This is a genomic window from Microcystis aeruginosa FD4 (assembly GCF_009792235.1).
Classification (GTDB): Bacteria; Cyanobacteriota; Cyanobacteriia; order Cyanobacteriales; family Microcystaceae; genus Microcystis; species Microcystis viridis.
In genome coordinates, this window is record NZ_CP046973.1 from 1,142,629 (window position 1) to 1,166,875 (window position 24,247).

The following is a 24,247-nucleotide window of genomic DNA, read 5'->3' on the forward strand; positions in this document are numbered from 1 at the left end:
CCCGATCGATAATTAATTTATCTTGAGGTTTTGCCAAAACCCCGATCTGACGAGGAACAGCCGCATCTAAATCATTGGCAACTATTGTCAACTCCGCCCATAGTATATATGATAGTTGAACTCTAATTTAGGATCTAGCTGGGTCTAGAGAGGATAATATGGATAAGATCAAGGTAGGATTGTTGTTTGGTGGTCGATCGGGAGAACACGAGGTATCTATCAATTCGGCTCGATCGATCCTGCAAGCTTTTAATTACCCCGAAAATCTTGACAAATACGCCGTTATCCCCTTCTATATCGATAAAAATGGCTGTTGGCATTCGGCAGCAACTGCTAGACAAATTTTAACCTCTGGGCAACCCCTAGCTATTGAGAGTGATATAAAAGTCAATATCTGGCAATTTCCCCCAGAAGTGAGGGAAATTGAGGTTTGGTTTCCAATCCTCCACGGACCGAATGGAGAAGATGGCACTTTACAAGGATTACTCACTCTCATGCGGGTTGCTTTTGTGGGTAGTGGGGTCCTGGGTTCATGCTTGGGAATGGATAAAATTGCCATGAAAACTGCTTTTGCAGCTGCTGGATTACCCCAAGTTAAGTATAAGGCCGTAACCCGCTCGCAAGTGTGGTCAAATCCCTGTATTTTTCCGCAATTGTGCGATCAAATCGCCGAGGAAATAGGTTATCCTTGTTTTATTAAACCGGCTAATTTAGGTTCTTCGGTGGGTATTAGTAAAGCACGCAACCGGCAAGAATTAGAGGCTGCTTTAGATAGTGCTGCTAGTTATGATCGACGGATTATTGTGGAAGCAGGAGTAACCGCAAGGGAGATCGAATGTGCGGTTTTAGGTAATGATAATCCCCAAGCTTCCTTGGTGGGAGAAATTACTTTTGATAGTGATTTTTATGACTACGAAACTAAATATACTGACGGGCGATCGAGTATGGTAATTCCCGCTAATATTCCTGATAAAATTGCTAATCAAGTGCGAGAAATGGCTGTAGAAGCATTTAAAGCTGTGGATGCTGCGGGATTGTCGCGGGTGGATTTTTTCTATGTAGAAAATACTGGGGAAGTGTTGATCAATGAAATTAATACTCTGCCGGGGTTTACTAATTTTAGTATGTATCCCCAACTCTGGAAAGCCACTGGTTTAGAGTTTGATAAATTGGTCGATAAGTTGGTACAATTAGCCTTAGAAAGACAGGAAAAATAAGGTTAAATTACCACCATTTCTAGGATAGGAATTACCTAAACTAGAGATATTGATCAATCAGATAGTTTCGGGATCAATGCCCAATTCTCGTAATTTTTGGGCTAATTTTTCCCTTTCCAAGATAGCTTGTTCTTTTTCGAGGATAGCCTGTTCCTTCGCTTGTCGTTCCTGTTCCTTTTCTAAAAGAATCTGTTCCTTTGCTTGTCTTTGCTCTAATTCAGCTTCTTGGGGAGTGGGAACCAATTGACCATCGGCGGTAAAATAACGCAGTTTACGGTCAAAAATGCCTAAATATAGTTCTAATTGTTCACTCCATAAATAGCCGTTTTCATTAGCAGGAATAGCCTGATATTGTCCCTCAATTAGTCTAAATCCTTGCAATTCTAAGGTATTAGGATCGAACCAAAAATAATTAGGAGTGCGAAAAGTATTTTGATAGAGAATTTTCTTTTTAGTGCGGTCAATATTGGCCGTAGAATCGGAAAGAATCTCGACGATTACATTGGGATATTTCCCCTGTTCTCCCCAAACTACCCAACTTTTGCGGGGACGTTTTTCTGTATCTAAAACCACAAAAAAATCAGGACCGCAGAAATCGCGCTTTTTCAGTTGTTCTTCGTTATAGTAGATAGTCAGATTACCGGAAGCGTAGTAATCGTTTTTCTCTTGCCATAATAATTCTAGACAACTGAGGAGAATTATGATCTGTTGCAGGTGTAAATCACTTTCCAAGGGTGGTTCATCACTCCATAAATCGGTGGGGGGACAGGTAACTTCTGGTAAAATGTCGAGAGTTGTCATAGTTTTTTCCCCGTTATACTAGCTTTGTTTAATTATAACTGTTACGATCTTTTCTGGTCATAGAAAACTAATTTTTTGCTGACTCACGAGTAAAACTGTAGATAATTTGGGTAGCTAATTGTGGTAATTGTGAGAAATCTTCATCGGACATTTTTTGACGATCGAGTTTTATTTGTAATCCCGTCATCGAATCGTCTCCGTCGGAAATTAAAAATTCTAAGCGTTCAATTTCCGACCAATCTTTAAGGTCATTTAATATCTTGTCAATAACCAAAAGGTAAGGATGGGAAGGATTTTTATACCAATTACTGCTGACACCCTGACGAATATCTAAACCTAAATGTACGATCAAAGGAGCGTGATCAAAAAGGGCATTGGCTACCGGTCGGGTTTCTTCTTGGAGAGATAATTGATTAGCGCGACTTAACTGCCGTAATTTCTCCAATTGATGATATCTTTGCGAAATTGACGGCGGATTTTCCCCCCAACTGAGAGCGATGGTGACTAGATAGGTTTGTAAGAATAGATGTCCTAACTTTTCCGCTTTTGTGGCCAGATAATTGGAATTATAATCATTAGCCTCGATCAGCAAAGGTACTCGCTCGACTATTTCCAAACCATAGCCTTTTAATCCGGCAATTTTACGGGGATTATTGGTAATTAAACGAATATTTCTCACTCCCAAATCGTTGAGCATTTGCGCTCCCATACCGTAGTCGCGCAAATCGGCGGGAAATCCTAACCTTTCGTTGGCTTCCACCGTATCTAGTCCCATATCCTGTAAAGAATAGGCTTTTAGCTTATTAATTAAGCCAATTCCCCGTCCTTCCTGTCGCAGGTAAACCACCACCCCTAAACCGTTGTTTTCAATCATTTTTAGGGCACTTTGCAACTGTTGGCGACAATCGCAACGCAAGGATCCCAAGGCATCCCCGGTCAGACATTCTGAGTGCATTCGTACCATTACAGGTTGATCGCCAAAGAGAGCGGGATCGCCTTTCACAATAGCAATATGTTCGGTTTGATCTAATAAATTTCGGTAGGCATAAAGCTGAAAAGTGCCGAATTGACTGGGAAAATCACAGACCGTTTCCCGATGGACAAAGCGATCATGTTTTAAGCGATAACCGATCAGATCGGCAATGCTAATTAACTTGAGATTATGTTGACGAGCGTATTCAAATAGTTGCGGTAAACGGGCCATGGAACCATCGGGATTTTGGATCTCACAGATAACTCCCGCCGGATACAACCCGGCTAATCGAGCCAGATCCACAGCTGCCTCCGTATGACCAGCGCGTTTTAAGACTCCACCGGCTTTAGCACGAATCGGGAAGACATGACCGGGACGGGTGAGATCGTCGGGACGAGTGACTGGATTAATGGCAACTTGCACGGTTTTTGCCCTATCTTCTGCCGAAATGCCAGTTTTAACCCCTAAATGGGGAGCGGCATCGATGCTAACGGTAAAAGCGGTTTGATTGCTATCGGTGTTTTTTGTCACCATCAACGGTAATTCGAGAGCATCAAGACGCTCTCCCGTCATTGCCAGACAGATTAAACCGCGAGCTTGCACTGCCATGAAGTTAATCAGATCGGGGGTGGCAAATTGGGCCGCACAGATTAGATCTCCTTCATTTTCGCGATTCTCATCATCAACTACGACAATGGCACGTCCGGCTTTGATTTCCGCTAAGGCAGTATCGATAGAGTCAAAAGCGATCAAAGTGACAGTCACAGGCATTAAAACGAGGGAATTATTTTCATTCTACAGGTTTGCTCGATCTGCTGAGGGTCAATTTCTGTAAGTTCCCTAGAAAGAAGTCTCCCGGTGAACCTGACGGCTGCCCGGGAGACTTTTAGTTATCTTCAGCTAGAAAATTAGTTCAAACTAGCGGGGGTGATGCTGGCAACTTTGCCACCGAGACGGTTGATCTGTTGCAGGGTGTTATTTAACTGTTCAAAGGGGACAATAACCGCTTTGCTACTGCGACGGACACTGGGATAACCCGGTTTGCTGATGGCGGCAATTTCCACGCGATAGAGCTTACCCACATCACCATAGGCCACACTACCACCAAGAGCTTTACTGGGGGTGTTGCGTTGACCAGAGGGACGATAGGCCCAACCATCGCTGCCACCGGAGGGACCGACTACTGCCGAAGCACCATTTTGGGCTAATTCCACCGCTAAACGGGAGGTTTTGCCAGCAATCTGAGAGCGATCGCTGTTGGCATAACCGCGATAGAGTTGGAACATCCGGGTAAATCCCACGGTTTTTTGACCGGGTTGGCTGGCAAAACCGCGATAGTAGGGAACGATGCTATCACCGAAGTTTTCGGTATATTCGGCCGAATCGATATAGGAGTCGATATCGGCCTCGAATCCTTTGTTTTCGTAGAGATCGAGGTGATAGACCACTTCCGACTCATCGTAGGGAGCGCGACCTAAAAGATGTTTGATATTAAGTTCGATGACGCGGGTTTGGAAGTTACCGTAGAAGAATTTGTTCTTATACAGTTCCGATTTGGCCACGGCGCGGACGAATTCCCGCACGGTGATCGAACCATTGCAGAGTAAGGATTCGGCACTGGTAAGGCGCTCGGAACGCATGATATAGTCATTGCCTAGCACCTGACGATAGACAGCGCGAATAACTGCCTGTGCGTCATCACGAGACCAATCGGGACGTAATTCTACGGGAGCAACCTCGCTAAAAGCGGTTGTCCCTAAACGGGAAGCTGAGGTAGTAATTGCCACTAAAGTTCTCCTACAAAAAAATGATCATTTTCTGACCGCTGAAAGCTAGGCGAGGATCAGTTCGATTACCTGGCCGCCTTGACGGTTGATTTCTTGCAATTTATTCGATAGTTGCTCATAGGCGACGAGATACTCGCTCACGCTACGACGCACACGGGTTTGTCGTCCCGCTTTTGCCCCACTAACCACGCGCAAGCGATAGAATTTGCCCCGATCGCCCCCAGCTAATCCGGTTAAGGATTGACCAGTTCCGTTAATATAAACGGGGGAGGCACTGTTATAGGCTAGTTCTCTGGTCAGTTTTCCTTCTTTCAACGGTGCCCGATCGCTGGTGGCATAACCGCGATAGACTTGGAACAGCCGACTAAAACCGACGGTTTTCTGACCGGTTTGGCTGGCGAAACCGCGATAGTAGGGGACAATGTTCTCGCCGAAGTGTTGATTGTATTCGGGTGAATCGAAATAGGAATTAATTTCTGCTTCGTAACCCTGTTGATTGTAGAGATCGGTGTGAAAAGCGATCTCAGCTTGATCGTAGGGAGCGCGACCGAGCAGGTGTTTATAATTCAACTCGATCAAGCGATTTTGGGGATTGCTATGGAAAAATTTCTGCCGATATAGTTCTGATTGAGCGATCGCCCGAACAAAATCCCTGACGCTAATCGAACGATTGCGTAAGAGGGATTCTAGACTGATTAGGCGCTCGCTGGACATCAGATGCTCGTTGCCCAAGATTTGCCGATAAGCACCCCGGATCACCACTTCTACCTGTTCATCACTGTCGGTGGAACGTAATTCCAAGGGTGTCCCATTGGCGTAGGGTTCAAATCCCAGTCTTTGGGCCGCCATCAAGCTAGTCATCGTCGATTCTCCTAAAACTAACTGTATATGGATATGACAAGGTCTGGAAGAACAGGTGATTGCTAACCCTTTTGCTAACAACCTCCTGTCTTTCCAGACCAGCAGTTTTTTCTATGGGACTAGCTGAGAGCGTTGATAGCGTAGTCGATATAGGAGTTGGCTTCTACCGCAGGGTCGCCACTTAAACCATGGTTGGCTTTGATGTATTTGAGGGCTTCGATGTACCAGCTAGGAGACAGGTCGAAGGTGCGGTTGATTTCGTCGATACCAGCGATGAGGTACTCGTCCATCGGACCGGTTCCACCAGCAACTAAGCAGTAGGTCACCATGCGGAGGTAGTAACCGATGTCACGAGCGCATTTGTCTTTACCGCGTTGGTCCGCCGCAAAGTTAGCCCCTTGCATTTGGGTGGTGTAGGGGTACTTGTTGTACACAGCTTGAGCAGCACCGGAGATTAAAGAATTAGCTTTTTCGGTTAAAGCTTTAGCGGCGGTGAGGCTGGCAGAAGCTTGACGAAAACGACCGAAAGCAACTTGGATTTCGGTGCTGCTTAAGAAACGGCCTTGAGAATCAGCGGCTGCTACGGCTTCGGTAAGGGGGGTTTTCATTGTTTGGTATCTCCCAATAATCTTGCAATAAGTTTCCTACGGTTCAATTGAGACTAGCCCCAGGGACTAGGCGACAGCAGCGGCGGCGCGGTCGAAGTAGCTGGCAATTTCAGACATTAAAGCACTGCAATCGCCGGGGGTGACACCGTTGCGATCGTTAGCGATGGACAAAGCAGCTTCTTTCATTTTGCTTACGCCAGCGGCTACGGAAGCTCCAGGTACTCCTAAAGCTACATAGGTTTCGCGCAGACCATTTAAGCAACGATCATCGAGAACACTGCCGTCGCCAGCGAAGGTAGCGTAGGTAACATAACGCAAGATGATTTCCATGTCGCGTAAGCAAGCGGCCATACGACGGCTGGTGTAGGCATTACCACCGGGGGTGATCAGTTGCGGCTGTTCAGCGAACAGGCTACGAGCGGCGTTGGCAACGATGGTGGAAGCGTTACTGGTGATCCGGTTAACAGAGTCCATCCGTTTGTTGCTGTCGGCAACCATGGCGCTGAGAGCGTCTAGTTGGGAAGAGCTTAAATATTCGCCGCGAGCATCAGCTTGGGATACTACCCGGGTGAATGCGTCAAACATTGTGACAATCTCCTAAATTTAAATGGGATTTGCTTGCAATTAAATGGTTTTCCCTCTTAAGGGATTTCACGGTGAGCCTGGACGAGCCTTGACCGTGATTGTTGCGACCTACTTTAAGAAACCTGAAAAAACTTCATGGCTCTCTCATAAATCACTTAAGGAGGTTAAACAAGTATCCAGCTTAACTTTTGTCTGTTATCTTGGCCCCTCAAATTAAATTTATACACTGCTGTCGAAACTTTGTTTGTTACATATTATTAAGTTTTTTGCTGTCTTTTTGTAACAGTCACTTAACAATAACTCGATCGAGTTGGTCATCAATTCCTGACCATGGCTCAAAGCCTCTCACCGTCGGGAAATCAGAGACAGCAAGGCTTTAAGGGTATAAAGGGCAGCAAGATAAAAATTTTAAGTTTTTTTTAATATTTTCCCCCTTTCCCTTCCCCTATTACCCAAGGATTGCCCTTTCCAGCCCTCCAATTACGATGAAGTTTTGTAAAGAAGGGAGAGGGGAGTGGGGAGTGGGGTGTGGGGAAGTGGGGAAGTGGGGAAGTGGGGAAGTGGGGAAGTGGGGAAGTGGGGAAGTGGGAGGGGGAAGCTGTCTCATCACCCTATCACCCCAAAACCCTATCACCCCAAAACCCTATCACCCTGTCTCCTGACTCCTGACGACCGCCGACCGTCTCCTGACGTTAAACTGGAAACCGGTGATCAAAAAATCTAGCCGTCCGAACCCGATGATTTCCTCCTTTCCTGTCCCCAATAGCTTAAATTGCCCTCAAATTCGCCTTGCTATTCGTTCTCTACAGCCGCAATTGGTTCACTGGCGCCGACAAATACACCAAAAACCAGAACTAGGCTTTCAAGAACACCTCACCGCCTCCTTAATCAGTCAAACCCTGACTAAATACGCAATTGACCATCAAACCGGCATCGCCGACACTGGAATTGTCGCCACCATCGCAGGCAGTCAACCGGGGCCGGTTTTAGCCCTGCGGGCCGATATGGATGCACTACCGATCGCCGAAGAAAACCAAGTCCCCTATTGTTCCCAACATCCGGGCCAAATGCACGCCTGTGGTCACGATGGCCACACAGCGATCGCCCTCGGCACAGCAGTTTACATAGCACAAAACCGTCACGATGTCAAGGGGATCGTAAAAATTATTTTCCAACCCGCCGAAGAGGGTCCCGGGGGGGCGAAACCGATGATCGAAGCGGGAGTGCTGAAAAATCCCGACGTGGACGGAATTATCGGGCTGCATCTCTGGAATAATCTGCCCTTAGGGACAGTGGGCGTGAAAAATGGTCCGTTGATGGCGGCGGTGGAATCTTTCGATCTCCAGATTCAAGGCCGGGGCGGCCATGGGGCAATTCCCCATCAAACCGTCGATTCAATACTGGTGGCGGCCCAAATCGTCAACGCCTTGCAAACTATCGTCGCTCGCAACCTCAACCCCCTCGATGCTGCCGTGGTGACTGTGGGTAAATTAGCGGCGGGAACCGCTAGAAACGTGATCGCCGATAGTGCTAATCTCAGTGGGACGGTGCGCTATTTCAATCCCCAGTTAGGGGGCTATTTCCGAGAACGGATGGAAGAAATTATCGCGGGCATCTGCCAAAGTCAGGGGGCTAGTTATCAATTCGATTACTGGCAATTGTATCCCCCGGTAATCAATCATGATCAGATGGCGGAATTAGTGCGCTCAATCGCCGCACAAGTGGTGGAAACCCCAGCCGGAATCGTTCCCGAATGTCAAACCATGGGAGGGGAAGATATGTCCTTCTTTTTACAGGAAGTACCCGGCTGTTATTTCTTCTTGGGGTCTGCCAATCCCGAATTAGGATTAGCCTATCCCCACCATCATCCCCGCTTTGATTTTGATGAATCGGTGTTAGCGATGGGAGTCGAGATTTTTGTCCGTTGCGTGGAAAAATTCTGTAACTCTAAGACTTTCTAGAAATCCGTTCAAGGTGAACAGTTTTTGTCAAACCCGAAACCGCTAAACTGATCACTGAATCAGACAAGTAAAAAAGCATGAACAATAATACCCACGAAAACGATGCCCAACGGGTGAAAATCCTCAGCGAGGCCCTACCCTATATACAAGAATTTCGCGGTCGTACTGTAGTGGTTAAATACGGTGGTGCGGCCATGAATAACAGCGATATCAAAGACACGGTCATGCGAGATATCGTTTTTCTCTCCTGTGTGGGAGTTCGTCCCGTTATTGTCCACGGTGGCGGTCCAGAAATCAATAGTTGGCTGGATAAATTGGGCATTGAACCCCAATTTAAAGACGGTTTACGCGTCACCGATGCCGCCACCATGGATGTGGTAGAAATGGTGCTAGTCGGACGCGTTAATAAAGAAATTGTTGCCCTGATCAATCAAGCCGGCGGTAAAGCGGTAGGATTATGCGGTAAGGATGGTAATCTGATCACTGCTCGTCCCGTGGGTAAAGAGGGCATTGGTTTTGTGGGAGAAGTGAGCAGTGTCGATACTAGCGTCGTCGAATCCTTGGTCAATAGTGGCTATATTCCCGTGATTTCCAGTGTGGCCGCCGATGAAACCGGCCAAGCTCATAATATCAATGCCGATACGGTAGCAGGAGAAATAGCGGCAGCTTTAGGGGCAGCTAAACTGATTTTGATGACCGATACAGCCGGAATTTTAGAGAATTACAAAGATCCTTCCACTTTATTGGCTAAATTGGATATCCAACAGGCCCGGGAGTTGATTCAAAAAGGCATCGTTGCTGGTGGGATGATTCCCAAAGTTGGCTGCTGCGTGCGATCGCTGGCCCAGGGAGTTCAGGCTGCTCATATTATCGATGGTCGTCTTCCCCATGCCCTTTTACTGGAAATTTTCACCGATCGAGGCATCGGTTCCATGATTGTGGCCTCTGGTTATACTAATCTATAGTAGTAATTACCGTACTTTGGCTCAAAAAGACTTGCCTAAAACCAGGGATATGGTGTACAAGTAAGTTAATAAATGCGCTTCTTGATCCCTTGTAATGGCAAAAGTCTTAGTCTTGAGTTAGTTTAGTCGGGAAGCGCAAAATCTGAAGTATTCATAGCAATTGAATTTATGACCAAACAAGCTGTAGCTCACCCGATGGTGAAGTTTCAACGCAAGGTTAGCAAGTGGATAGATGCAAAAGTAGTCAAACCTAGTGATAGTATCTGGAAATTGGCTCTTTTATACGGAGATGAGTGGACATACTGGAAGCAAGAGTTACTCGATTTCGGTTTCTCCATGCAAGACCCTCTCAGTGAAGTGGTAGCGGTAGAAGCTTGGGACGAAGAATAAGCGACCATCGACTCAAAAGCGGCTTTCTACTAGGACTATCGCCATGGGATCGACTCCGATTATCCTTTCCGCTCTGGTTATCTTAACCTTCAGTGCCAGTTGTTCTCCCCAGACCGAAACCCAACCACTGCCACCGGCGGCCCGTACTACCACCGTCAACGTCACCACGGTTAAACCAGCAACCAGCGGAGGCAATCTCGATTACACGGGAACTACCCGACCTTTGAAAGTCGTTTCTCTGCGATCGCAAGCCCCTGGGCAGTTACTCAATCTCGTCGTTGATGTGGGAGATGAGGTGCAATTAGGGCAAATCCTCGCTCGTGTTGATGATCGTCTCCTTGCCACCGTTGTCCGAGAAGAAAAGGCTGCCCTATCGTCTCTAGAAGCGGAATTAGCTCGGGCGAGAATTGAAGTCAGTAACGCTGAAATTGAAGTGCAGCGCCTACAACTACAATACCAACAGGCCAAAAATGATGCCGAGCGCCTGCAAAAATTAGCCCTAGAAGGAGCGATTCCCCTGCAACAGGGCGAAACAGCCCAAACTGCGGCGGCAGTAGCTTTAAAAGCCGTTAATAGCGGGCGATCAAGAATTAAAGTCGAGGAGCAGGTAGTGGCGGGAATTATCGGCAGAATTGCTGCCCAAACATCGGTCATCGCTCAGGAACAACAACGTCAGGCCTACGCTATTCTTAAATCACCGGCGACGGGGATAGTTATCGAAAAACTGAAAGAGCCGGGGGATTTAGTCAGTATCGGCGATGAAGTCCTCAAAATTGGTGATTTTAAACAGGTCAAGGTAGTAGTATTATTATCGGAATTGGATTTAAAAACGATTAATTTAGGACAAAAGGTTAATGTCAGCCTTGATGCTTTTGGTGATAGAAATTTTTCCGGTCGCATCACCAGGATTTTTCCCCTCAGCCAAGGCACGGCCCGGCGGATTCCCGTGGAGATTACTCTACCCAATGGGGATGGTTTAATTAAAGGGGGATTATTGGCCCGGGTACGGTTTAATAAAAATTCTGCCCCTCAGGTGATTGTTCCCGAAACAGCAATTGTCAGTCAAGGGGAATCCGCGGCAATTTTCGTCCTTTCCGAGTCTAACTCGCAAGTGGAAAAACGTCCCGTTCGTCTCGGTCAAGCGCTTGACGGTCAAGTAGAAATTATCGCTGGACTCGAACCAGGGGAGCGTTTCGTCGTCAATAGTAGTAAACCTTTGCAAAATGGTGAAAAAGTCCGCATCAGTGTACTTAGTAATCCTTGATCAAACCACGGGCGAACCGCTCGGCAGGGAGCTTTTATCTTGAATGTCAGGTGAAGACCCTCGGTTTTACCGAAGGGATGAAACCTGGCCAAAATAGAACAGCGAAGCACGACTAAAAATAAGTGGCTCTTCTCGACTTTGTGTGATAATCAGTGCTGATTATTCCTAGTAGTCTTGCTAGGCAAGGCTTTGAAGACTATATTTCTGGAAAATTATCCCTATTCTTCTTCCTGCCACACAGAAACGAGAAGAGCCAATAAGTGTCCAGCCTCCTAACAAAATTGTCCCTAAAATGGTGGTAAATAACCCATGGCATTTTTGACTCGATCGAGAGTTTGATTGGCTACCGCTGCTGCTTTGAGACGACCTTGCCGCAAAACTGTGGCTAAATAATCTTTATCCTCTCTAATTTGGGCGTATTTTTCCTGAATAGGTTTCAGAGATTCTATGGTGACTTCTGTTAACATCGGTTTAAATTGTCCCCAACCTAAATCGGCGCATTCTCCCCCGACCACCTCTTTACTTTTTCCCGATAAAATGCTATAGAGAGTGAGTAAATTATGGCATTCGGGACGTTCTGGATCATCGAAAGTTAAACCCTTAACTAGATCGGTTTTACAGCGTTTAATTTTCTTGGCAATGACATCGGGAGTATCGAGAATATTAATCCGACTCATCTCGGAAGGATCAGATTTAGACATTTTATTCCGGCCATCGGTTAAACTCATCACCCGCGCTCCTTCTTTGCGGATCATCGGATCGGGAAGTTTTAAAATTGGTTGTTTTGGTTGCCCAAAAAGATGATTAATTCTAACAGCTATATCGCGGGTTAATTCTAAATGTTGTTTTTGATCTTCTCCCACGGGTACTTTATCGGCATCGTAGAGTAGGATATCGGCAGCCATCAGCACGGGATAATCGAGTAAACCTGTGCCAACGTTTTCCCCCTGTTTAATCGCTTTTTCTTTAAATTGAATCATATCGGTTAACCAATTTAAAGGGGTGATACAATTCAATAACCAAGTTAATTCCGTATGAGCTTTAACGTGGGATTGGACAAAGATAGTCGCATATTCTAAATCAATTCCGCAGGCTAAATATAAGGCGGCAATTGCTAAAGTATCCTCCGCAAGAGTTGCGGGATTATGGGGAACGGTGATCGCGTGTAAATCGACCACACAAAAGAAATTATCGTAGTCTTTTTGTCCCTCCACCCAATTGCGGATCGCACCGAGATAATTGCCTAAATGTAAATTGCCGGTTGGTTGCACACCAGATAAGATTCTTTGTTTACCCATAACTTATGCGATCGCTTTTTTTCATGATTTTATTGTATCAGTTTTTGCAGCTAATTTCATCCTAAATCCAATTGGGAAAAATCATTCTCAGATAATAATCCCGCACTGACAGGGGAATGCCTAAATAAATTGGTAGCCAATGGATAAAAGCAAAAATTATCAAAATTATGAGGGAGCGCGAGCAATTTTTATAAATAGGACTGGAACTTTCTAAACCATCGGCTAAGAGCCAAGCTAGGGCAATCCAAGTGAAGGTATAAGCAGCCATATAATGATAGAGAAAGGTACAGCGACTAATTTTTAACCAGGGCAGCAGATTAGCAATATAGTTACAGATAAGATAGGCGGAAATCACTCGCTCTTTTCGGTTAAATAATCGACTAAAAACCACTAGAATCGCTCCCGTAGAAAACCACCATAACAACGGATTTCCCATCGCGTGAACATCATAAATTTTATCACCTACGCTCTTAAAATAATAAGCCACAGGTCGCCCCATTACTAACCAACTATACCAGGGAGAACAATAGGGATGAACATCAGATTGATTACCCTTTATTCTCTGATGAAATGACCAAATTTCTTGATGTACTTGCCAAAAATTATATTGATGGTTGACGAGAAGATGAGGTATCCAGAGCAAACTATAGGTAACTAGGGGAAAGACAATTAAAGCGATAAAAATGTCCTCTAATCTCAGGTTAGTTGCCTTTGTCCAAAGATGATCTTTTGACTGCTCTTGATTCAATAATTTTATTAACCAAGCAATACCGATAAAAATAAATATTCCCAGTAAAAATCCTAAGCCATTCCATTTAATATTTGCCGCTAAACCGAAAGAAACTCCCGATAATAATAACCAATTGAGTTTTGAATTTTTCTGGAGTGCTAATAAAAAAAATAATTGTCCAGACAAACCGAATAAAATTAAGTAAATATTATTGAGAGCGTAACGGGATTCAACTAGAAATAATCCGTCTAAACTAGCGATAAAAGTTGTGGTTAAAAATACAGGTTTTCTCTGGGTTAATTGATAAGCAATTCCCCCAATAATTAGGGGAATAAAAGAACCAGTGAAAGCATTTAACCAGCGATAACTAAAAGTTGAGCGCAGGGAACCTGTTAAATTATTAATTGTTTCAGGATCGGCAGGAAAATGGGAACCAATCCAGATACTAATCGCAATTAAATATTGACTTAACGGTGGATGAGACTGGAAAAAATCTTTACCGATTAGATATTCATTGCCGTATTTAGCATAATAAACTTCATCGAAAACAAGAGTATTAAACTGACTGAGATTCCAAAATCTTATTCCTAGGGAAAATACAAATATCCCTAGGATAGATAGGTTAAATTTTACTTGAGAATTCATGGAAAGATAATAGTTATTATAACTGGGAATTTTCTGGCAACTGCGAGCGAAATTCTTTGACAGCAAGACGGGGATTAGGATGGTTGACATATTCGGCTAATAATTCTAAATTTAAATCTGGTAATAAAGCACTTTTAGGGATTAAAATATATTCGCCATTCTCTTGCAAAGAATAGATTTTTAACTGATTATCTTGCCAAAACCAAACCTCTTGAGTTCCCAATCTTTTATAAACTTCTAAAACTTTCAGGCTGCCACTGGTTAAAATTATTTCGATCGCCAAATCAGGAAACTCTTTTTCTGTGAATAAACAAAAACATTCATCTGGTTCTTTTCCCGCTTCTTTTTCCTGTTTTCGCAAAGTGGTGGAACCTAATCCCCAGAAATCAATTTCAGCATATTCTAAATAAACTTCTACCAATCTACCGATATTTTTTTTGCTAACTTCATGACGACGACTAGGAGCCATAATTTCTACCATTCCATCTAAGTAAGTGATGCGATAACTCGAACTATCTTCTAAATGTTTTAAGAGGGTTTCGTACTGTTGCCAATTAACCCCAGAAATTAACATTCTTTGTTCAGGATCATTAGCTTTTAACTCGAAATCTTCTAATCCTTGTAACCGAATCGTAGTCATCATAAAATTAATTACCTCGTCTATTTGACTTAATTACTCAGCAAGACTTATTTTGATTTCTTCTGGTCTGAATTTTAGCGCGTAAAATCTTAACTTTATAGGGATCAGCATCTTTTCGCCACAGGATCTGATAGCCTTTGATTGTAGCACAATGCTCCTCTAAACATTTTTGCCAACCCTGTAAACGTTCGATCGCTTTTCTATCTTCTAACAATCCCCAATCCTTTTCTAATTTAGTTAACTGAAGCAATTTATCATAGTTAGGATAATCAGCCGTTACTAAAAGCTCTTTTTCGTGTAGAATTGGCGGATTAGGACTATCCCGATAATCGCGAAAACTAAAATCAGCCGAACCTAAATATACATCCATGCTAGTAGCTAAAATCGGATGGATTTCTGTATCAAAATTGGGGTAATAGAGATAGGAAATTTTGGGTTGACGAAAGGATAAACGAATAACATTAGCATTTTCTAACCGTCCGATAGTTTGACTAGCACAACCTTCATATAAGCGTAATAACATCGGTAATTTTTCCAGAATGCTAATATGAATAGTTAGGGAATAACGGGAAAGTTTGCCTAAAGAACTATTTTCACAAGTACGAGCGATCGCTGGCAGATTTCCCGCACTTATTAACACTTCTTCTGCTAAAGCGCAAGCATTGCGATAACTGCCAAATAAAGCTTTAAAATCGGCACGGGTAGCGGGAGATAATTCCCGTACTTTCGGACATTGGCTAAATTGACTTAAAGCTAAATAAAGTAAAAGATCGGCACGTCTTTTATCGGCAATTATCTCCCATTCTTCCGCTTCTGTTACTTGTAGAATCACTTGAAAAGCGCGTCTAAAAGTGCCAAATTCTGCCTTAATTTCTTCCTCTTGTAATAATTCTCCCGCAACGGGTAAACGTCCCTGCTGGGTGTAAAATTCCATCAGGGGAGTTAATAAATCTTCGTAATCTTCAAAGCGTTTGAGATGGGTTTTAATTTTAGGAGTGTTAGTGCGGGAACGACATCTCGACAAACGAAAGTTTTCGGCTTTTTCTTCCTCTCGAAAAACTAGATAAATTCCCAAAGTTATTGGAATAGAATCAACCCCTAAACTGCTATCAATATACTGTTTTAGTTCTTCCTGTTGATAGTATTTTTGAAAAGTATTGCGACGGGTTATAATTCCATCTTCATAGGCCATTAAACCCCGTTCACTATCATCAATTAGAATCTGTGCTGAAACGATTAAAACTTGACGGGTTAGTTGCCAAGCTTTTAATAAAGCTTCTTGCCGTTCTCCGGCGGATTCAATAACATTAATTACATAGCCCAAATTAACAATATCAGATTCAATTAAAGGACTATCGGGACGATAATAAGGATCCCAACCTTCACTTTGATAACCCTGTTCGGCTATGCGTTCTATATCACCTCCATAACCACAACCGTAATCAAAAAAAGTGGTTTCAGGAAGAAATAATCCCGCCGCTAATGCTAATCTTGCCGGACGAGAAAGGGTTTTGCGAACAAGAGCGGCTTTGTGGCGATCAATTATTATCGATTTTTCCTTTTGTCCCGCTAAATTACAAACTAAATAATCTCCTGCAAAATCTAGGTTATGCTTTCTTAAAAGCCGTTGCCATTCCTGTTTAGTACCGATGGGATAAGAACTGTTTAAAAGTCCTAAAGCACTCTCGATTTTTGTGAGATGCTCGAATTCTTGATAAAGGGGATAGTCCCTAGTAACAAAAGTTTCTTTTCGGTGTAAAATGGGCGGATTATCAGCATTTTGATAATTCCATTCACTTAAGATTAATGTCCCCATATCTACCACTAAACTTTTAGTTAAAACTGGGTGAGGTTCCCGATCAAAATCGGGATAAAAAAGATAGGATATTTTCGGTTTATCAGTGCTAAATTTAATTATTGTTGCCTCAGATAAATGCTGATTAATTCTTCCTTTTTGTTCGTAATTCTGGAGGATAGTATCCAGTTGCTGTAATGCTTCTCGATGAACATAAAGCGCCCCCGGTAATAGTTTACCGATGGGACTAACTTGACACAGTTGCACGATTACGGCGAAATTCTCAGCCATGGCAATTAATCTGTCCAATAACAAATTCTAGAGACAGAAAAAACTAAATAAATCTAGTTAAATGAACCCGATAGCGCTCTTTTTTTGTCACAGTAACCTCTCCCACTTCTAGACGACCTTTTCCCCGAAAAGAAATCAAATCACCGGTTTTAACGTTATAACTAGATTGACTGATATCTTTCCAGTTAACTCGCACATCCCCGGCGCTAATTGCTTCGGCCATTTTACTGCGAGAAATGCCAAAACCCGCCGAGGCGATCGCATCTAAACGTAAGGAAGCTTCCACAGTATTAATTTCTTTTTTTTGCGGTGGTCTAACTTTTAATTCCGTCAAAGGAATCGGGCTAGTTTTCACGGGAACCGAACGCACTTGTCGCAAATTAGCAGACAAAAAATCTACCAATTCAGGCACTACAATCGCCTGCGCTCCTCGCTCACCTAAAACGATTATATCGCCGACTTTTTCCCGAACGATACCCGTCCCTAACATCGCCCCTAAAAAATCGCGGTGGTTAGCGGTATCAAAAAGAAAATTACCGGCAATATCAAGGGCAGATAGGGGAATATCTGTTACTGCCAAAGGTAAATCAACTCTAGCAATACCGAGGCGCTGTCTTTCTGCTTGGGGATAACCGCCCCATTTTTGCATTGACACATCGGTTAAACGCTGAAAAACCCGTTCTACTTCCGCTAAAACTGCGGGAGAAAGAAAGTCTGTCACCGTCACTTCCCAAGTCTTGAGCGCTTGTTCAGCTTTATCAATAACTTTCGCTATCTCCTCGCGGTTCTCGACACCCTTTAGTAATTCTTCTCTTGGTAACATTGTTTTGTGGTAATTAATCAAAAATTCTTAGGAAAAAATCAAATGACCGATAACTTATTCCTAATAACCGTTCACCGTTCTAGGGCGTATCCTTGCAGATTTTCGGGGTTAAATTGGCGGAGGATAAGAGTCGCTTGATTTTTCAGGTTTTCGGAACCCTGCACGATAATAATATATTTTCCAGCACCGAGACGATTGCGATAGGGAAGTGCATCGCCACTGCCGGAGGATAAACCCACGCCACCACCGACGAAAATACTGCCCATCGCCCCCCCAATCGCCCCGGCAATGCCGCCCACGATATGATTGCCCGGTTCTCCGGCCCAATCAAAGGTATGCAACCCCGTAATCAGGTTAAAAAGGTAGCCCCCAGCAAAACCGAAGGGAATTAGCCAAAAAGCCATGAGAGTAGCCCGTTTTTTGGCCTGTTGGAAGGGATCGATCAAACCGAACTCATCAGCACTTTTATAGCCGCGACCGAGAATGGTCACTTGAGATTGGGGAATTCCCGCTTTTTCGAGGGCAACGGCAGCTTCTTCTGCTTGTATGCGATCAGCTAACACGGCAATGAGATAATTCATGTTCTCCAACTTTTCAGGCTATCTTCATCTCCTATTGTAAGGATTTTGGGGACTGAAAAGCCGATCGATCGAGAAAATATTCAAGGGGAGGCGTTAGTCAATCTTGGATAGGATTGATTATTATGGAAATATTAGCAATACAAGTAATTGCTTTATTTTGGTTATTTCTGGCAATAATTGACCATAAAGATCAAGGAAGATGGTTATCCTCTTTAAGGACATTTTTTTCACCAAAAAGAAAGCACCATTTTGGTTCAAAATAGAATAACAGCCACAATCACTACTATAGGCAAATTATCATTATTAACAAGAAGTTTTTTCGGATTATTACCATTGGGATCAGACTGTAAAGCTTGACTCACTTGTGTCATTATTTGAATGTTATCCTGGTTCACTTCTCAGGGTAAGCGCATCTTAAGTAGGGAGGCACAATTATTTGTAGGATGGGTTAGCGCACTTCGTAACATAATCGGGCGTTGGGTTTCATGCTTCAACCGTTCGGCAAAAGCTCACGGCCGAAGCCCAACCTACGTTCATCTTATAGCAATTCTCTGACTTATGAGGTACAGTAGCAACAGTGAGTAAACCAATTGCGAATATCTTTTTGAGTAACTTCTAACATAGCCAATTCAATCCCTTCTATTAAGTCTTTGTAAGTTCTCGCCTTCAGTTTTCTTAACATCGCTTTCACTTTTGACCAAAAGTTTTCAATAGGAGAGAATTCGGGAGAATAAGGAGGTAAATAGATGAGTCTAGCTTTTTCTTGTTCGATTATTTCTCTGACCATTTCTCCGAGATGAATCTTGGCGTTATCCATGAGCAGACAGTCTCCTTCTTTAATTTTTGGCTGCACTTCCTTCCGAATAAATCCTTCAAATGTTACCGCATCCACTGCCCCGTATATGTTGACTGATGCGACAACTTTTTCTCAGCTTATAGCAATAATTATTGAAATATTTCTCCCTCTTTTTTGTGGTTTTCTTCCCCGAGATATTCGGCCAATTAAGGCTCTAGCATAGAGTCTCAAAAGGGCTAAATTTACCCCCGATTCATCGATCAAAATTAGTTTTGATGCCTCAATTTCCCGAACTTCTGACCAGTATTCCACTCTTTTTTGCTGTACCCTGTCACTTTCTTTTTCCGCCGCGTGTAGTGTTTTTTTTTGAAACTGTAATTGAGTTTTTGCCTCAGCCGCCCCAGGGTGGCTCTACTGACTTTCCCCTGTGTCTTTTCCTACAGTAAGTCCGATAATTCTTCGAGAGTTGCATCATTGTTAGCTTCGATGATTTCTCTTAAAATTATCAGTTGTTCACTATTTAACTTGGTTGGCGGACTTCCCCCTTGCGGACGAGGACGGATATCTCCTGTTTCTTTATGTTGCTTCAATAACTTCTGAATAAAGCTTTTAGCCACGTCAAATCTCTGGGCTAGTCCTCGAATGGAAATTTTTTCTTTCTTCCAGACATCGATAATTTTTTGGCGAAAATCTACAGAATAGGGTCTCATAGGAAGCGGGTAAGTTCTATTATTTGTCTATTTGCTTTCCATTGTACCTCATAGCTCCAAGAATTGCTATAATATTAGCAATAGTCGTGTTAATATCTGTAGAGAAAATAACCCCTACTCAGAAAACAACTTAAAAAAGTCTTCAAATTTTCCAGATAATGATCATCTATCCCCCATAATTGACCTAACAAAAGCACCAGAATTAAGGTATAACTATGGACGTAACTTAGAAATATCAACCTTAAAAGAGTGGCTAAATAATAAAACTCGATTAATTACTATTTATGGGTTAAGTGGGGAAAAACAGCTTTAACCCTTAAATTAGTTTCAGAAATTGCCCCACAATTTGATTATATTATTTATCGCAGTCTTGAGAAGATTCCCCAGTTAACTACTCTTAAAGATGATCTAAAACAGTTTTTCGCCCAATCTCTATCAACCCCCTTACCTGATATAATAGATTATCTAAGCTCCTATCGTTGTTTAGTTATTCTTGATGATGTGCAGGATATTTTTAAACTGGGTGAATTAGCAGGTAAATATTTAACCGACTTTCAGGATTATCATAAATTTTTTCATCAAATTGCTACCACATCTCATCACAGTTGTTTGATTTTAATTAGTTGGGAACTTCCCAGAGATTTTGTCACCTTAAAATCCGATAAAATTAAAACTTTATACCTGCAAGGTTTAACAACAGAATTTGAAGAAATCTTCAAAGAATACGGTTTAAAAAGTGAGGAGAAATGGACGGAACTGAGGGAACTTTATCAAGGTCATCCTAACTGGTTAAATATCATCTCCTCAACTATTATTGAACTATTTGATGGAGAAGTATCCTTATTTTTAGAACAAATGAAAAATGAAATTTATTTGGGGGATATGGAAGACTCGATCGAATGTCATTTACAGCGTTTATCCGCAACAGAAAAAAAGGTGATTCACTGGTTAGCTAATCAAACTGAAGCGGTAGAAAAGTTTTCCAAAACTGCTAATCTTGACCTTTCTCAATCTGAATTTTGGGCAGCTATTCAGTCATTAATGAGACGCTGTTTACTGGATAAATTACCATCAGAAACCTCGTCCTATTTTCCTATTAATCCTGTGTTTAAATCTTATCTTAAAAGAAATCCTAACGATTAGGATTATCTTTTTACAAATAAATGCGATCGCCTTTTGTCCTTTGACTATTTTGTAAGACTTGTAAGAATAAATTTGGGTATAAAATTTGTGTATGATGATAATGCTTTAGCGGTAAAATGTGTTTTTTATCTAAAGAAACTAGAGAATCAGCACCTATTTCGTAAGCGGCGGACAAAAACATATTATCATTCAGATTCTTCCAAGTTTCCTGAAATTCTCACACAAGCGTCATCAAATTTTTGCCAAACTTCATGATAACAATTATTGGGCATATTTTGAACATCATTTAATGTTTCCATAATCAAATCTTTGGCCTGTTTTCTATTTACATTTTCTTTTAAAACTTCTAAATGCTTGTGTAACTGTTCTAATAACCATTGTTTATCTTCAACCGAAAAATTTCGTAACTTTTGTTCAAGTTCAATAATTTGAGGGGATATCATAAAATTAACTCCTGACCGAGATTAGTCTAGTTTAATGATAACAAAAGCTTCAGATTTAAGGCTTTAACTAAAGATTACCTTGTTATAAATATCTGCTATCTCTACCTCAACCCGCAAAGAGTTTAAATGAATTATCGTATCAGTTTCATAAGCTGTAAACAACCAATGATCGCCTTCTTTTTGAAAATGTTCAATATAAAGTCTTTCCTGAGAAATCAATAAATATTCCTGAAAAGTTGCAATGGTTCGATAAGCGGCAAACTTTTCTTCTCTGTCGTAATTAGCAGTAGAAGAAGACAAAACCTCCGTAATCAAAACAGGATTAATTAAAGTATCTTTGCGTCCTTCTTGACAAGTGAGAGGTTCAGAAACTACCATAATATCAGGATAGGTAGCTATTTGGCACTCAGGTATCCATAAACGCTGATCGGTGACAAAAACGGCATAGGGTTGATTCTTTAGTCCAGTATATAAAGCCACTAATAAATTACGGCTCATCTGAGTTCAGTATGCTAAAAGCAACATCCTAGTTGGTTAAGAAAGTATTAAATTTCCTCTTAGGAAGATAAAATCAGCTATCAATTCAGCGTTTTGAGGCTTTATAATAATAGAGAGACCCATAAATTTTATAACAACTAAGTAGAAACCTATTATGATTTCCCTCAATCATCCTAAATCATCACTACAGATTTTTGAAGAAATCCTAAATTTCCAGACTCATAAACCAGTTGAAATTAGCATAATAGACGACATGATTTTCGTGAAATTAGAAGTAAAGGATAAATCAGCTATTTGTCCGAGATCTGGTTGTGAGAGTCGTAAGCTAACTGGTTTAGTGAAGTGACTGCCTACTTTGAGCATCGATTAGTAATGGTTGTGTTGAAAGTCTCAACAATAAGCTCAAGGTAATAAAGCGATGTGGATATGGGTTTCGCAATTTTGAGATACGAGTTCTTCTATCCTGTAATAAATCTATCACTTTAGCCTAAAAAACTCGGATGAACCCGCAAATGAATATGAATAACGATAGACAACATCTCAAATTATTATCAATCTTCCACTATATTATGGGAGGGATTCTTGCCTTTTTCTTTCTCTTTCCACTTATCCACTTTACTATTGGTCTACTCATCATTACCGAATCTATTTCAGTACATTCATCTGGGAATTTACCGCCTCAAGCGGCCGGGTATTTTTTCGCCGTTGTTGGTGGCCTATTTTTCATATTAGGAGAAGTTTTTGCTATTGCTACCATTGTATCGGGGCGATTCCTCAAACGCCGCCAGAGATACTGGTTTTCCTTCGTTATGGCCTGCATCCTCTGCTCATTCACTCCCTTGGGGACAATCCTCGGAGTCTTCACGATTATTGTTCTCTCCCGCCAGTCCGTCAAGGAGCTATACGGGCTTCCTAATGCAGATACCGTTAATTAACATCTCCAAATGAGAGCAGCCCTCAATGAATAGGCTTAGTAGCGGCCGCCGTCACGCTCAATAGACCTCCTGCAAAAATAGGAACTGATTATGTATAATCAAGTAAAACACTCAGAAAAACCATGACTTACGAAAAAGTAAAAAATTTGAATCCAGAAGAGTTTAAACGCTTTTGTGGAGTATATCCTGAAACATTTAAGGATATGGTGAAGGTTTTGGCTGCCGAAAAAGTTCTGCAAAAAAAATCGGGAAGACCAAGTAAATTAAGTCTAGAAGACCAAATCTTGATGACCTTAGAGTATTTACGGGAATATAGTACTTATTTCCATCTCGCAATTAATTGGGAGATTAATGAGACAACAGCCCTAAGAATCACTAGAAAGGTAGAAAATATTCTGATAAAATCTGGATTGTTTAATCTGCCTGGGAAAAAGACAGTTCACCAGGCGAATAGTGACCTAGAGGTAGTGGTAGTAGATGTAGCAGAGCATGAGATAGAAAGACCTCAAAAAAAGCAGAAAGATTACTATAGCGGGAAACAAGGCTATTATACAATAAAATCGCAAGTTCTTGCGGCACAAAAAACAGGAATGATAATCTGTACCGCTCATGGAAAGGGAAGAATACATGACTTTAATCTTTGGAAAAATAGTCAAATTGGGAGCGATAAAAGTATTGAATGTTTAGCAGATAAGGGCGATCAAGGAATTCAAAAGCTGCACAAAAATAGTAGAATTCCTAACAAAAAAAAGAAAAATCAAGAATTAAGTTTAGAAGAAAAAGAATTTAATCGCCAGTTATCAAGAGAAAGAATTGTTATCGAACATATTCACAGAAGTCTGAAGAGATTTAGAATTTTATCATCAAGATATAGGAATCGGAGACGACGTTTTGGTCTGAGATTTAATTTAATCGCTGGCATTTACAACTACGAACTTGCTTTAGGCTATCATCAAGTAGCTGAATAAGACTTTTGCAGGAGGTCTAATAAAAAAGCCACAAACTGGATACTTAAAATAATAAACGCTATCAACTGACCTAGCGATAATTGAACGGCGAGGACTAGGGAAGCCCCATACCAAAAAAGGAAGAGTACGATTAGGGTCAAAGGCAAGCGGAAAGAAAGAGGAAGGGGTTCTGAGCTACACTCGGCTACCAATCTGCTTCTTTTGAGAAGGTAATAAGTCCCACAGGCTAGGGCAGTTAGTCCAGTGGAAGCAAAGGCAAGTTGAGGACTGTAAATAGCCATTAATGATAGCATGGCCAAGACTTTAGGGAGTGTGACAGCGACTTTGAGAAAGAGGTTCCTAGCCAGACCGTTGCCGACGATGGCGGCGGTGAGCGCGGCTAGGCCGATCTCCGAGGCACTGGCAAAGAGAGTCGTCACTATCAAGAAAACACCCAATATGTTGAGAGCCTCAGGCGAGTTCTGGATGATGACCTTATCGATAATCACCTGAATGACTAAGGGGATAGACAACCAGAACAGAGTACCGAAGGCACTTAA

General features: G+C 42.2%; 24 protein-coding genes and 2 pseudogenes. 10 read left to right on the plus strand and 16 right to left on the minus strand.

The genetic code is table 11. From position 1 onward, the window contains the following. The first annotated feature begins 158 nt into the window (after positions 1-158). Positions 159-1,217 carry a D-alanine--D-alanine ligase family protein gene (locus GQR42_RS05855; RefSeq protein ID WP_002796671.1) on the plus strand — a complete coding sequence of 353 codons (1,059 nt, stop codon included), beginning with the start codon at positions 159-161 and terminating at the stop codon, positions 1,215-1,217. Positions 1,218-1,274: 57 nt separating this feature from the next. On the opposite strand, the gene GQR42_RS05860 is transcribed toward GQR42_RS05855, so the two are convergent. The 6 genes from GQR42_RS05860 to GQR42_RS05885 form a co-directional block, all read right to left on the minus strand. Beyond that, positions 1,275-2,018, minus strand: coding sequence for a Uma2 family endonuclease (locus GQR42_RS05860; RefSeq protein ID WP_158199250.1), 744 nt, complete (start codon positions 2,016-2,018; stop codon positions 1,275-1,277). Positions 2,019-2,085: 67 nt separating this feature from the next. Continuing rightward, entirely contained in the window at positions 2,086-3,762 is a 1,677-nt protein-coding gene (gene ribBA, locus GQR42_RS05865; RefSeq protein WP_158199251.1) for a bifunctional 3,4-dihydroxy-2-butanone-4-phosphate synthase/GTP cyclohydrolase II, read from the minus strand. A gap of 137 nt (positions 3,763-3,899) precedes the next feature. Then, positions 3,900-4,778, minus strand: coding sequence for a phycobilisome linker polypeptide (locus GQR42_RS05870; protein ID WP_045361079.1), 879 nt, complete (start codon positions 4,776-4,778; stop codon positions 3,900-3,902). A 45-nt stretch (positions 4,779-4,823) separates the two neighbouring features. Next, the gene (locus GQR42_RS05875) at positions 4,824-5,639 is read right to left on the minus strand and encodes a phycobilisome linker polypeptide (protein ID WP_158199252.1); all 816 of its coding nucleotides are present in this window, start codon (positions 5,637-5,639) and stop codon (positions 4,824-4,826) included. A gap of 119 nt (positions 5,640-5,758) precedes the next feature. After that, positions 5,759-6,247 carry a phycocyanin subunit alpha gene (cpcA, locus tag GQR42_RS05880; protein WP_158199253.1) on the minus strand — a complete coding sequence of 163 codons (489 nt, stop codon included), beginning with the start codon at positions 6,245-6,247 and terminating at the stop codon, positions 5,759-5,761. 66 nt (positions 6,248-6,313) lie between these two features. Beyond that, positions 6,314-6,832 (minus strand): phycocyanin subunit beta, encoded by a 519-nt coding sequence (locus GQR42_RS05885; RefSeq protein ID WP_004268967.1) that lies wholly within the window; start codon positions 6,830-6,832, stop codon positions 6,314-6,316. 485 nt (positions 6,833-7,317) lie between these two features. Between GQR42_RS05885 and GQR42_RS27465 the strand changes: the two genes are divergently transcribed. From GQR42_RS27465 to GQR42_RS05905, 5 genes are all read left to right on the plus strand, one after another. Continuing rightward, entirely contained in the window at positions 7,318-7,494 is a 177-nt protein-coding gene (locus GQR42_RS27465; RefSeq protein WP_199273274.1) for a hypothetical protein, read from the plus strand. 75 nt (positions 7,495-7,569) lie between these two features. Further along, a complete protein-coding gene (locus GQR42_RS05890; protein WP_158202399.1) occupies positions 7,570-8,793 on the plus strand; it encodes a M20 family metallopeptidase in 1,224 nt (407 codons plus the stop codon). Positions 8,794-8,870: 77 nt separating this feature from the next. Beyond that, positions 8,871-9,758 (plus strand): acetylglutamate kinase, encoded by an 888-nt coding sequence (gene argB, locus GQR42_RS05895; protein WP_149988009.1) that lies wholly within the window; start codon positions 8,871-8,873, stop codon positions 9,756-9,758. 168 nt (positions 9,759-9,926) lie between these two features. Then, positions 9,927-10,148 carry a DUF4327 family protein gene (locus GQR42_RS05900; protein WP_002771755.1) on the plus strand — a complete coding sequence of 74 codons (222 nt, stop codon included), beginning with the start codon at positions 9,927-9,929 and terminating at the stop codon, positions 10,146-10,148. Positions 10,149-10,191: 43 nt separating this feature from the next. Further along, entirely contained in the window at positions 10,192-11,412 is a 1,221-nt protein-coding gene (locus GQR42_RS05905) for an efflux RND transporter periplasmic adaptor subunit (RefSeq protein WP_158199254.1), read from the plus strand. Between the two features lie 287 nt (positions 11,413-11,699). On the opposite strand, the gene trpS is transcribed toward GQR42_RS05905, so the two are convergent. The 7 genes and pseudogenes from trpS to GQR42_RS05940 form a co-directional block, all read right to left on the minus strand. Then, positions 11,700-12,710 carry a tryptophan--tRNA ligase gene (gene trpS, locus GQR42_RS05910; protein ID WP_158199255.1) on the minus strand — a complete coding sequence of 337 codons (1,011 nt, stop codon included), beginning with the start codon at positions 12,708-12,710 and terminating at the stop codon, positions 11,700-11,702. Positions 12,711-12,771: 61 nt separating this feature from the next. Next, positions 12,772-14,085, minus strand: coding sequence for a dolichyl-phosphate-mannose--protein mannosyltransferase (locus GQR42_RS05915; protein ID WP_158202400.1), 1,314 nt, complete (start codon positions 14,083-14,085; stop codon positions 12,772-12,774). A gap of 16 nt (positions 14,086-14,101) precedes the next feature. Beyond that, complete coding sequence (locus tag GQR42_RS05920) at positions 14,102-14,728, minus strand: Uma2 family endonuclease (RefSeq protein WP_158199256.1); 627 nt, start codon at positions 14,726-14,728, stop codon at positions 14,102-14,104. A gap of 34 nt (positions 14,729-14,762) precedes the next feature. Continuing rightward, positions 14,763-16,811, minus strand: coding sequence for a DNA phosphorothioation-associated putative methyltransferase (locus GQR42_RS05925; protein WP_158199257.1), 2,049 nt, complete (start codon positions 16,809-16,811; stop codon positions 14,763-14,765). Between the two features lie 43 nt (positions 16,812-16,854). After that, the gene (locus tag GQR42_RS05930) at positions 16,855-17,634 is read right to left on the minus strand and encodes a photosystem II S4 domain protein (protein ID WP_158199258.1); all 780 of its coding nucleotides are present in this window, start codon (positions 17,632-17,634) and stop codon (positions 16,855-16,857) included. Between the two features lie 71 nt (positions 17,635-17,705). Beyond that, positions 17,706-18,215 (minus strand): hypothetical protein, encoded by a 510-nt coding sequence (locus GQR42_RS05935; protein ID WP_004158154.1) that lies wholly within the window; start codon positions 18,213-18,215, stop codon positions 17,706-17,708. A 556-nt stretch (positions 18,216-18,771) separates the two neighbouring features. Beyond that, positions 18,772-19,721, minus strand: a pseudogene (locus GQR42_RS05940) (IS630 family transposase). Positions 19,722-19,845: 124 nt separating this feature from the next. Between GQR42_RS05940 and GQR42_RS29865 the strand changes: the two are divergent. Further along, positions 19,846-20,864 (plus strand): annotated as a pseudogene (locus GQR42_RS29865) (ATPase); the annotation flags it as partial. A 185-nt stretch (positions 20,865-21,049) separates the two neighbouring features. On the opposite strand, the gene GQR42_RS05950 reads toward GQR42_RS29865, so the two are convergent. Both GQR42_RS05950 and GQR42_RS05955 read right to left on the minus strand, forming a co-directional pair. Continuing rightward, positions 21,050-21,307: a hypothetical protein gene (locus GQR42_RS05950; protein ID WP_158199260.1), complete on the minus strand. Its 258-nt coding sequence runs from the start codon at positions 21,305-21,307 to the stop codon at positions 21,050-21,052. 63 nt (positions 21,308-21,370) lie between these two features. Further along, entirely contained in the window at positions 21,371-21,805 is a 435-nt protein-coding gene (locus GQR42_RS05955) for a Uma2 family endonuclease (RefSeq protein ID WP_158199261.1), read from the minus strand. Positions 21,806-22,170: 365 nt separating this feature from the next. On the opposite strand from GQR42_RS05955, the gene GQR42_RS05960 reads away from it, so the two are divergent. The 3 genes from GQR42_RS05960 to GQR42_RS05970 all read left to right on the plus strand — a co-directional run bounded on the left by GQR42_RS05960 (position 22,171) and on the right by GQR42_RS05970 (position 23,708). Further along, the gene (locus tag GQR42_RS05960; protein ID WP_158202401.1) at positions 22,171-22,296 is read left to right on the plus strand and encodes a transposase; all 126 of its coding nucleotides are present in this window, start codon (positions 22,171-22,173) and stop codon (positions 22,294-22,296) included. A 27-nt stretch (positions 22,297-22,323) separates the two neighbouring features. Next, on the plus strand, positions 22,324-22,740 hold the full coding sequence (locus GQR42_RS05965; RefSeq protein WP_199273275.1) for a hypothetical protein: 417 nt from the start codon (positions 22,324-22,326) through the stop codon (positions 22,738-22,740). A gap of 122 nt (positions 22,741-22,862) precedes the next feature. Beyond that, on the plus strand, positions 22,863-23,708 hold the full coding sequence (locus GQR42_RS05970) for an IS5 family transposase (protein WP_158199263.1): 846 nt from the start codon (positions 22,863-22,865) through the stop codon (positions 23,706-23,708). Here GQR42_RS05970 and GQR42_RS05975 read toward each other — a convergent pair. Then, a complete protein-coding gene (locus GQR42_RS05975; protein ID WP_233271287.1) occupies positions 23,693-24,127 on the minus strand; it encodes a hypothetical protein in 435 nt (144 codons plus the stop codon). The genes GQR42_RS05970 and GQR42_RS05975 overlap by 16 nt on opposite strands. Positions 24,128-24,247 lie beyond the last annotated feature (120 nt).